Source organism: Streptomyces sp. MB09-02B, from assembly GCF_033794485.1.
In the GTDB taxonomy this organism is placed as follows: Bacteria; Actinomycetota; Actinomycetes; order Streptomycetales; family Streptomycetaceae; genus Streptomyces.
The window spans coordinates 1-9,670 of record NZ_JARGEE010000350.1 but is presented as its reverse complement, the minus strand read 5'-3'; the positions used below and the strand labels follow the sequence as shown (position 1 = coordinate 9,670).

Below are 9,670 nucleotides of genomic sequence, written 5' to 3'. Positions count from 1 at the left end.
GGGTGGGGGCCGTTTTCGTCCGCGGGTGCGTGGGGCTGGTCGCGCAGTTCCCCGCGCCCCTCAAAAAGCAGGGGCTGCGCCCCGTGCTGTTTGATGAAGGGCCGCAGGCCTCCTTCAGGGGCGCGGGGAACTGCGCGAGAAGCCCCACCGGACCCGCGGACGAAAACGGCCCCCAACCTCCACGCACCCCACCCGGCTTACGCCGTAGGCCACGCCTCCGCCAGCATCTTCCTCGTGTCGGCCAGGAGCTGCGGCAGGATCCGCGTGTGGCCGACGACCGGCATGAAGTTCGTGTCGCCGCCCCAGCGCGGCACGATGTGCTGGTGGAGGTGGGCCGCGATGCCCGCCCCCGCGACCGAGCCCTGGTTCATGCCGATGTTGAAGCCGTGCGCGCCGGAGGCGGTCCGCAGAGCGGTCATCGCCTGCTTGGTCAGCTCGGCCAGCTCGGCGGTCTCCGGGACCGTCAGGTCCGTGTAGTCGGCGACGTGCCGGTAGGGCACGACCATGAGGTGGCCCCCGTTGTACGGGTAGAGGTTGAGCACCGCGTAGACGTGCTCCCCGCGCCTGATGACCAGGCCGTCCTCGTCCGATTTGGCCGGGATCGAGCAGAACGGACAGCCGTCGTCGGCCCCAGGACCGGTCGGCTTGTTCTCGCCCTGGATGTACGCCATCCGATGAGGCGTCCACAGGCGCTGGAACGCGTCCTGCGTCCCCACTCCGATCTGCTGCTCCGGCTCACTCGTCATGCAGTGCAGCATATGGCTTCGCCCGTTCGCGGCGTGTCGCCGGGTGCCGGGGCGGGACGGGCGAGGCCAAGCTGAGGCGATGGACCACGACAGCCTCGCGCTCCGCTGGGAACGCCGCACGGGACGCGTCCTCGCCGGGGCGTCGGCCCTCTTCCTCGCCTCGTACGCGGTGCGGGTACTGGCCCACGACCTCCCCCAGGTCTGGCTCGACCTCTGTCTCGCGGTGACCATGGCGTGCTGGGCGGTCTTCGTCCTCGACTACGCGGTGCGCTGGCGGCTGAGCGGGCTGGGCCCGAGGTTCGTGCGCGTCCACTGGCTGGACACCGTCGTCCTCGTGCTGCCGCTGCTGCGCCCCCTGCGCGTGGTGCAGATCCACGACGCCGTGCAGCGCCGCCACGAACGGCCCCGGCTCTCCCTGCACGCGCGCGTGGCCGTCTACGCGGGCCTGTCCGTGACTCTGCTCGGCTTCACCGGCGCCCTCGCCGTCTACCAGCAGGAGCACGACGCACCGGGCGCGACGATCCTGACGTTCGGGGACTCCGTGTGGTGGACCTGCGCCACGCTCGCCACGGTCGGGTACGGGGACGTCACCCCGGTGACCCCGCTGGGCCGGACGATCGCCGTCTTCCTCATGGCCTGCGGTCTCGCCCTGCTCGGCACGGTGACGGGCTCGTTCGGGACATGGCTGCTCCAGGTGTTCGCGCGGGAGGACGAGCGGAGGCCCCCGGAGAGCTGAACTCTCCGGGGGCCTCGCCCTCACCTCGGTGCGGGTACGCCTCAGATCTGGACGCGGTCCGCCACGACCTGCGCGATCTTCGCGATGGCCTCCTCGACGGGGATGCCGTTCTCCTGCGAGCCGTCGCGGTAACGGAAGGAGACGGCACCGGCCGCCATGTCCTCGTCGCCCGCGATGACCATGAAGGGCACCTTCGCCTTCTGGGCGTTGCGGATCTTCTTCTGCATACGGTCGGAGGAGGCGTCCACGTCGACGCGGAGACCCTGCTTCTTCGCCTCGGAGGCGAACTTCTGCAGGTACTCCACGTGTGCGTCACCGATCGGGATGCCGACCGCCTGAACCGGGGCCAGCCACGCCGGGAACGCGCCCGCGTAGTGCTCCAGGAGCACCGCGAAGAACCGCTCGATCGAGCCGAACAGCGCGCGGTGGATCATGACCGGGCGCTGCTTGGAGCCGTCCGGGCCGGTGTACTCCAGGTCGAAGCGCTCCGGCAGGTTGAAGTCGAGCTGGACCGTGGACATCTGCCAGGTACGGCCGATCGCGTCCTTCGCCTGGACGGAGATCTTCGGACCGTAGAACGCGGCGCCGCCCGGGTCCGGGACCAGCGGGAGGCCCTGCTTCTCGGCGACCTGGCGGAGCGTCTCGGTCGCCTCCTCCCACGCCTCGTCCGAGCCGACGAACTTCTCCGGGTCCTTGGTGGACAGCTCCAGGTAGAAGTCGGTGAGGCCGTAGTCGCGCAGCAGGTTCAGGACGAAGGTGAGCGTCTTGTCGAGCTCGTCCGCCATCTGCTCGCGGGTGCAGTAGATGTGCGCGTCGTCCTGGGTGAAGCCCCGGGCGCGGGTGAGGCCGTGCACGACGCCGGACTTCTCGTACCGGTACACGGTGCCGAACTCGAAGAGGCGCAGCGGCAGTTCACGGTAGGAGCGGCCGCGCGCGTCGAAGATCAGGTTGTGCATCGGGCAGTTCATGGGCTTGAGGTAGTAGTCCACGCCCTCGTCGAGCTGCATGGGCGGGTACATGCCGTCGGCGTACCAGTCCAGGTGGCCCGACACCTCGAAGAGCTTTCCCTTCGTGGCGTGCGGGGTGTAGACGAACTCGTAGCCCTCCTCCTCGTGCCGGCGGCGCGAGTAGTCCTCCATGACCCGGCGGATGATGCCGCCCTTGGGGTGGAAGACGGCGAGGCCGGAGCCGATCTCGTCCGGGATGGAGAACAGGTCGAGCTCGTTGCCCAGCTTGCGGTGGTCGCGCTTCTCGGCCTCGGCGAGGAAGTCGAGGTGGGCCTTCAGCTCCTCCTTGGAGGGCCAGGCGGTGCCGTAGATGCGCTGGAGCATGGGGTTCTTCTCGCTGCCGCGCCAGTACGCGGCGGCGTTGCGCATCAGCTTGAAGGCCGGGATGTTGCGGGTGGTGGGCAGGTGGGGACCACGGCAGAGGTCCTTCCAGCACAGGTCACCGGTCTTGGCGTCCAGGTTGTCGTAGATCGTCAGCTCTCCGGCGCCGACCTCGACGTCCGCGCCGTCGTCGGAGGAGGCCGAACCCTTGAGGCCGATCAGCTCCAGCTTGTACGGCTCGTTCGCCAGCTCCTCGCGGGCGGCCTCGTCGGTGACGACGCGGCGGGAGAAGCGCTGGCCGCGCTTCTGGATCTCCTGCATCTTCTTCTCGACGGCCTTGAGATCCTCGGGCGTGAACGGCTTCTCCACGTCGAAGTCGTAGTAGAACCCGTCCCGGACCGGCGGGCCGATACCCAGCTTCGCCTCCGGGAACAGCTCCTGCACGGCCTGGGCCATGACGTGCGCGGTGGAGTGGCGCAGGATGTTGAGGCCGTCCTCGGAGGAGATCTCCACGGCCTCGACGGTCTCGCCGTCCTTCACCTCGTACGCGAGGTCCTTCAGCTCTCCGGCCACGCGGGCCGCGACGATGGTCCGCTCGCCGGCGAAGAGGTCGGCGGCCGTAGTGCCCGTCGTCACCACGCGCTCTTCCCGCTCGGAATCGCGTTGGATGATCACACGGACGTCGGACACCGGTCTCTCCTGACTGAAGGGGACCACCTACGGATTTCCGTAGGCGGTCCCCGAATCGTACCGAGCCAGGGGTGCCCTCTGCGAAACGGTTAAGGGCGGACGCGGTCAGGGCGGACGCGGTCAGTCCCCTCCGCACGCCTCCTCGAAGAAGGCCGTGATCTCCGCGGTCTCCTGCAGCGACTTCATCAGCCGGTCGCGTTCGGCCTCGTCGACCTGCACGGGTGCGATCCCATCGGCGTTCGTCAGCCGTCGGAAACCGCCCCGGCTCTCCAGCCTGCCGTGCACCCGGACCGGAAGGCCGACGAGATGGGCCTGCCCCGCGATCCGGTACGACTCCTCGTCCAGGGTCATCCGGACGTGCGGGACCTCGGCGCCGGCGATGACCCGCAGTCGTACCGTGCCCTCGCCGCGCGCCGCCGACCGGCGCATCCGCACCACGGCCCCGGTGATGCGCACCGGCATCGGGGGTTCCGACCGGAGGTAGCGGGCCCCGGCCTCGCGCAGTACGGGCAGGTCGCCCGGGGAGAACTCGACGGGGTCGGCCGGTGTCGCGCCGCCTGCGGGGACCCCGGCGGCGGGTGCCCAGTCGACGGCGACGCGGGCGCCCTCGGTGCCGCGGACGAGGGCGACGAGGGCCTCGGTCAGCTCGTGGCTGACCCCGGCCTCGACGGCGCCGTCGAAGGCGTCCATGCCGCCGGTGGCGCGCTGGTAGTCGATGGCCTCGCGGGCGGCGTAGAGGGCCTGGTGGAGTCGTAAGGCGAGGGACCGGCCGGTGGCGACGGGGACGAAGGCGGTCAGCCGGCGCCCGCCGGGGGCCGCGCCGACGAGGACACCGTCGAGCGAGGCGGCGGCGGGCAGGCGGTGCCGGGCGCCGTGGTAGCCGGCGCGGGCGCGGGTGGCCAGGGCAGCCGCGAGGAGCATCTGGCGGGCGGCTGAGCGCAGTTGGTCCTCGACGACCCAGGAGGCGGTGCCGAGGGGGCCGGTGGGGACGTCGCGCCACCAGTGGATCTCGTCGCTGGGCAGGGTGAGGGCGATGAGCACGTCCCGCGCGGCAGGCGAACCGCTGCGGGACAGCGCCGTGAGCGCCTCGCCGAGCAGGTCGTCGCTGTCGGGGAAGGCCCGGTTCTCCGGCACGAGCAGGCTCATGGCCCGCCCGGCCGGCTCGGGCGGGGTCCAGCGCCCGTACCGCCCGGTGGCTCCGCCGCGCCGCTGCCACCCGTGCCGTCGCAGCAGGGCGCCCAGCACGGCGGGGTCCACCTGTGCGGGGTCGGGCGGCTGGGTCCAGGCGGGTTCGACGGCGTGGGGCCGCGCGGGACCTGCGGGCCGGTTGATGGGGCGGCGCGCGGAGACGCCCGCGGTCCGCGGGCGCGGGGTGTCGTCGATGGGGCCGTGGGTCACGGTCTGCCTCCCGTTCCGACCCGCGTCATGATCTCGCAGAGCGCTCGGTCGTCGAAGATGCGCGAGGTCGGGACGCGCACGGTGGTGCGGCGCCGACCGGTGATCGGGTGTCCGGCGAGATTGGTCCAGTAGCAGCAGTGCCGCAGGTCGAGCCGGTCGTGGCCGGCCCGCAGCCACTGCTCCCGCGACCTGGGGACGATCATCACGACCAGGATCTTGTGCACCGAGACGGGGGTGCGGGCGAGCTTCGCCAGGTGGTCGTTGTCGAGGGTGAAGGAGAAGGAGCGGCCCGGGGGGTTCGGCGCGAGCTGGTAGGTGGCCTTGAGCTGCACCTTGATGGTGACCTCGTCGTCGACGGTGTGACCGGGCGAGCCGTGACTGACGTGCCAGTCGATGCCGTTGTCCGGAAAGGGCTGGGACAGGGAGCAGCCGGCGGCGGCCGCCACGGCGTGGAGATAGCCCACCTGCAGGGTCTCCATGCAGGCGGTGGTGGCGAGGGAGCCGCGGAGCGGTTCCGCGTGCTCGGGCAGCAGCCCGCCCCGCTCGGGCTGCGCTATGGCCATGACCAACAGCCTTCCGCTACAGGTGTTTCCCCGTGCCGAGCCCCTGAACTGCACAGACCCGTACTTCTGTTGTCTCCGTCCGGCGTACGGCGCAAACAGCCCGGGTATCACCAAACTGGCAGAAGACGGGGCGTCAGCTGCCGTGGGTGAACGAGGAGTTGTGGACACATGACGTGTTGGTACGAGGGGCCCTTGGCGGCGTTCGACACGGAGACCACGGGTGTGGATGTCGAGACCGACCGGATCGTGTCGGCCGCCGTCGTCGTCCAGGACGCGCCCGGCACCCGCCCCCGGGTGACCCGGTGGCTGGTGAACCCGGGCGTGCCGGTGCCCGCCGCGGCGACGGCGGTGCACGGGCTGACGGACGAGCGGTTGCAGCGCGACGGCCGGTGGCCGTCGCCGGTGATGGAGGAGATAGCCAGGGCGCTGGCCGAGCAGGCGGCGCGCGGCCGCCCGCTGGTCGTGATGAACGCGCCGTTCGATCTGACCCTGCTGGACCGCGAGTTGCGACGGCACCGCGCCTCGTCGCTGGATCGCTATGTCGAGACGACGCCGTTGCGGGTCCTCGATCCGCGGGTCCTGGACAAGCATCTGGACCGCTACCGCAAGGGCCGGCGCACGCTCACCGATCTGTGCGCGCACTACGAGGTGACCCTGGACGGCGCGCACGACGCGGCGGCCGACGCGCAGGCCGCGATGGACGTCGTCCGCGCGGTGGGCCACCGCTTCGCGACTCGGCTCGCCCGCCTCTCCCCCGCCGAACTGCACACCCTGCAGGCGGTGTGGCACGCGGCCCAGGCCCGTGGCCTCCAGGCCTGGTTCGCCCGCAGCGGCACGGAGGAAGCGGTGGACCCGGCCTGGCCGTTGCGCCCGGATCTGCCGGCCGCCGCGGCATGAGAAAGGCCGGTCCGCTGCTGCGGACCGGCCTTTTCCCGGTGGGCGATACTGGGTTCGAACCAGTGACCTCTTCGGTGTGAACGAAGCGCTCTCCCACTGAGCTAATCGCCCGGGAACGGAGTGAACAATACAGGCCCTGACGGCTCTGGTTCAAACCGCTTGCCCGCCCGCCGTGAGGTACGCGAGGAGTCCTCGTCGCCCTGCCCGCATCATCAGCGCGTGGTTGGCGCGGAAGACCGGCCGTCCCGGCACGGCGAACCGTCGCAGCAGGGGTTTGGAGACGTCGACCTCCTGGTCGTAACGGGCGAGCGTGCCGGTCCCGTCGGCGGTGAGCGTCCACCGGGCCCAGCCGTCCACGTCACCGGTCATCTCGATCTCCAGGACCCCGGCCGCCCGGTCGCTCCGCACCTCCCGCGCGGTGAAAGCGAGGTCGTAGGGGAGGACCGAGCGGATCCTGACGGTGCCGGTGGTGTCGTCGAGCCGGGTCACCTCGCGGACCTGCGGCCACCAGTCCGGGTAGTCGTCGACGCGCTGGAGCACGTCGTACACGGCGCTGGGCCCGGCGGGCAGGTTCCAGAGGCTGAGAAAGCGGTAGTGGCACCAGTCCATGGTCGGATTCTGCCTGCACAGGGCCGGGTCGGGCGGGATGCGCAGCACCGGTTCGCGCGGGAAGTGAGTACGTCCTGAGTATCCGCACTCATGTCGTACGCCGTGACGCGGACCACACTCCGATGCATGACGTCCTTTCCGTCCCCTGCCGAGGAGTTGCGGGTCCTCGACGCCGAGCTGCGGCACCTCGACGCCCGCCGCGCCTTCCTGCTGAGCCGCCGCGCGTGGCTGGTCAACGCCCTGTACGCCGCCGCGCCCGGGCCCACGTCCACCGCGCCGCCCGTACGGCGCCCCGAGGCGTCGGCGCCCCGCGTCCAGAACGTGCTGCTGGTCCTCGGGGGCGTCCTGCTGACCATCGCGGCGATCGCGTTCACGCTGGTCAGCTGGGGGCACATGGGCATCGCGGGCCGGGCGCTGGTGCTCGGCGCGGTGACAGTGGCCTCACTCGGCGCTCCCGTGCTCCTCCTCCGGCGCGGCTTGCGTTCGACGGCCGAGGCGGTCGCCGGCCTGGGCCTCGCCCTGACCGTCCTGGACGCGTACGCCCTGCACGAGGTCGCGTTCACCGGGGCGGACGGCACGGGGTACGCGGCGGCCGCGACGGCGGTGCTCGCTGCGGTGTGGGCGGCGTACGGGCTGGGGCTCGGCGCGCTGCCGACCGGGGCGGCGAAGTCCGGCTCGACCCTGCCCCGCACGGGCCTGGGCCTGCCGCTCCCCCTCGCCCTGGTCGCCGCGCAACTCCCGCTCCTCCTCTGGTCGTTCGCGGTGAACGCGAGCGTGGAGACGGTCACGGCGGTGCTGCTGGTGACAGCGGCCGCCGACACCGCGATCGCGCTCCGGGTGCTCCTCAAGCCGGTACGGATCGTCGCCGTGGTCGGCGCGTCCGGCTGGGGTGCCTGGGGTGTACTGGCGGCCGGGTGGCTCTCGTGGGCCGCCGCCGGCCCGAGCGCCGCCGCCCGTGCGGCGGCGCTCCTCGCCCTCGCGGCGGCGATCGCCCTCACGACCGCCTGGCTCGCCCCGAAGCCCGCCCTGGCCCTCGGCACCGCCCTCACCGGCGGACTGCTCACAGTGGTCGGCCTCGGCGGCATCGCCCGCGCGGTCCTGCCCGAGGTGTGGACGGTCCCGGCCCATCTCCTCTGCGGGATCGCCCTGTTGACAGCCGTACGGGCACAGGCCCCCGAGCCCGTACGGCGTGGTCTCGTCCACGCCTCCGCCGTCGTCCAGGGCCTCGCGCTGGCCACCACGGTGCCGGTGGTGGCGATCGCGCTGCTGGGACCGGTCAGCCTGCTGGAACGGATCTGGTCCGGCGCGCCCGCGGACGTCCGCGCGTCGGTGACGCTCGACGCTCCGTGGCCCCCGAACGCGGCGACCGTCCCCCTCGTCCTCGCCGCCGTCGCCGGGGTACTGGCCCTGACCGGACGCACCGCCCCGTGGCGGACCCCGGCCCTGGTCGGTGCTTCGGTCCTCGCCTGGGCGACGGTTCTGGTCCTCCCGGCGGTCCTGGAACTGCCGTACGTGGTCGGGCTGGTGACTCAGGGGGTCCTGATGGCGGCAGCCCTGGCCCTGGCCGGACTCGTACGGTCGGCGGCGCCCGTGCCCTCTCAACCGTCCGAGTCCACTCAGTCTCCCGAGCCCACTCAGCCGTCCAAGCCGTCTGATCGCCTACGGTCTCCGCTGCCGCTCACGGGCACCCTCCTGGCCCTGGTCACCTCGGTGAGCCTGATCCTCCACTCCCTGGCCACCGAACCCGCGACCCTCACCGCCCTCGCGACCTCGACCGTCCTGTTCGCGGCGGCGGCCTGGCGCACGGACCTCGGCGCCCTCGCCGCGCCCGCTTCCCTCGCCCACGCCACGGCTCTGACCTGCGCTATCGGCGCGTCCGTCGGCTGGCAGCCGCAGCACACCGCCCTGCTCGTCCTGACCGTTCCGGCGATCGCGGCCCTGCTCGCGGCGCGCCTCGGCGACTCGCCCATGACGATCCCGGTCGAGGCGTCCGGGGCCGCGGCCGGCCTCCTGGCCATCGCCCTCTCGGCCACCCACCCGCCGCTGCTGGCCCTGACGCTCGCGCTCTGCGGAGTGATCGTCACGGGCAGGGCCGTACGACCGGACCGCCGACACCTCGGCTATCTGGCCGCCGCGCTCTTCGTGGCCGCCTCGTGGGTACGGCTGGCGGTCTGGGAGGTCGGATCGCCCGAGGCGTACACCCTGCCGGTGACCCTCCCGGCCCTGGTCGTCGGCCTGCTGCGCCGGCGCCGGGACATGACGGCCTCGTCCTGGACGGCGTACGGCCCGGGACTCGCCGTCACGCTCGTCCCGAGCCTCTTCGCGGCCTGGGGCGACACCCACTGGCTCCGCCCCCTCCTGCTGGGCGCCGCAGCCCTGGCCGTCACCCTGCTGGGCGCCCGGCACCGCCTCCAGGCCCCGCTCCTCCTGGGCGGTGCCACCCTCGCCCTGGTCGCCCTGCACGAACTGGCCCCGTACATCGCCCAGGTGGTGGACGCCCTCCCCCGTTGGGTACCCCCGGCACTCGCGGGCCTGGCCCTGCTCGCCCTGGGCGCCACGTACGAGCATCGGTTGCGCGACGCCCGACGAGTGCGGAACCTCTTCGGAAGGCTGAGCTGAGGCGCGCCCCGTCAGGGGCACGGGGAACTGCGGACCAGCCACAACGAACCCGCAGTTCCCCACCGCCCCCAGGCACCCCGAAAC

The 9,670-nt window shown here is 72.2% G+C and carries 8 protein-coding genes and 1 tRNA gene; 3 read left to right on the top strand and 6 right to left on the bottom strand.

All coding sequences use genetic code 11. From position 1 onward, the window contains the following. Positions 1–197 precede the first annotated feature (197 nt). Positions 198–758, bottom strand: a complete 561-nt coding sequence (locus P1P70_RS33965; RefSeq protein ID WP_319244680.1) for an HIT domain-containing protein — start codon at positions 756–758, stop codon at positions 198–200. Between the two features lie 67 nt (positions 759–825). On the opposite strand from P1P70_RS33965, the gene P1P70_RS33960 reads away from it, so the two are divergent. Then, on the top strand, positions 826–1,482 hold the full coding sequence (locus tag P1P70_RS33960; RefSeq protein ID WP_319244678.1) for a potassium channel family protein: 657 nt from the start codon (positions 826–828) through the stop codon (positions 1,480–1,482). A gap of 41 nt (positions 1,483–1,523) precedes the next feature. On the opposite strand, the gene thrS is transcribed toward P1P70_RS33960, so the two are convergent. The 3 genes from thrS to P1P70_RS33945 all read right to left on the bottom strand — a co-directional run bounded on the left by thrS (position 1,524) and on the right by P1P70_RS33945 (position 5,461). Further along, complete coding sequence (gene thrS, locus P1P70_RS33955; RefSeq protein WP_319244676.1) at positions 1,524–3,500, bottom strand: threonine--tRNA ligase; 1,977 nt, start codon at positions 3,498–3,500, stop codon at positions 1,524–1,526. 120 nt (positions 3,501–3,620) lie between these two features. Beyond that, positions 3,621–4,898 (bottom strand): hypothetical protein, encoded by a 1,278-nt coding sequence (locus P1P70_RS33950; RefSeq protein ID WP_413471610.1) that lies wholly within the window; start codon positions 4,896–4,898, stop codon positions 3,621–3,623. Continuing rightward, the gene (locus P1P70_RS33945; protein WP_319244674.1) at positions 4,895–5,461 is read right to left on the bottom strand and encodes a DUF4365 domain-containing protein; all 567 of its coding nucleotides are present in this window, start codon (positions 5,459–5,461) and stop codon (positions 4,895–4,897) included. The genes P1P70_RS33950 and P1P70_RS33945 overlap by 4 nt, the downstream gene beginning before the upstream one ends. Positions 5,462–5,629: 168 nt before the next feature. Between P1P70_RS33945 and P1P70_RS33940 the strand changes: the two genes are divergently transcribed. Then, positions 5,630–6,358 (top strand): 3'-5' exonuclease, encoded by a 729-nt coding sequence (locus P1P70_RS33940; protein WP_319244672.1) that lies wholly within the window; start codon positions 5,630–5,632, stop codon positions 6,356–6,358. A gap of 39 nt (positions 6,359–6,397) precedes the next feature. Here the strand turns inward: P1P70_RS33940 and P1P70_RS33935 are convergent. Both P1P70_RS33935 and P1P70_RS33930 read right to left on the bottom strand, forming a co-directional pair. Next, positions 6,398–6,469, bottom strand: a tRNA-Val gene (locus P1P70_RS33935). A gap of 39 nt (positions 6,470–6,508) precedes the next feature. After that, positions 6,509–6,967 carry an SRPBCC family protein gene (locus P1P70_RS33930; protein ID WP_319244670.1) on the bottom strand — a complete coding sequence of 153 codons (459 nt, stop codon included), beginning with the start codon at positions 6,965–6,967 and terminating at the stop codon, positions 6,509–6,511. A gap of 126 nt (positions 6,968–7,093) precedes the next feature. Here P1P70_RS33930 and P1P70_RS33925 point away from each other — a divergent pair, with 126 nt between their 5' ends. After that, positions 7,094–9,586 carry an SCO7613 C-terminal domain-containing membrane protein gene (locus P1P70_RS33925; protein ID WP_319244669.1) on the top strand — a complete coding sequence of 831 codons (2,493 nt, stop codon included), beginning with the start codon at positions 7,094–7,096 and terminating at the stop codon, positions 9,584–9,586. Positions 9,587–9,670 lie beyond the last annotated feature (84 nt).

Excerpts from the sequence above, each read along its gene's own strand:
- P1P70_RS33925 (WP_319244669.1), top strand. The coding sequence starts at position 7,094 with ATGACGTCCTTTCCGTCCCCTGCCGAGGAGTTGCGGGTCCTCGACGCC.
- P1P70_RS33945 (WP_319244674.1), bottom strand. The coding sequence starts at position 5,461 with ATGGCCATAGCGCAGCCCGAGCGGGGCGGGCTGCTGCCCGAGCACGCG.
- P1P70_RS33940 (WP_319244672.1), top strand. The coding sequence starts at position 5,630 with ATGACGTGTTGGTACGAGGGGCCCTTGGCGGCGTTCGACACGGAGACC.
- P1P70_RS33930 (WP_319244670.1), bottom strand. The coding sequence starts at position 6,967 with ATGGACTGGTGCCACTACCGCTTTCTCAGCCTCTGGAACCTGCCCGCC.
- P1P70_RS33965 (WP_319244680.1), bottom strand. The coding sequence starts at position 758 with ATGCTGCACTGCATGACGAGTGAGCCGGAGCAGCAGATCGGAGTGGGG.
- P1P70_RS33960 (WP_319244678.1), top strand. The coding sequence starts at position 826 with ATGGACCACGACAGCCTCGCGCTCCGCTGGGAACGCCGCACGGGACGC.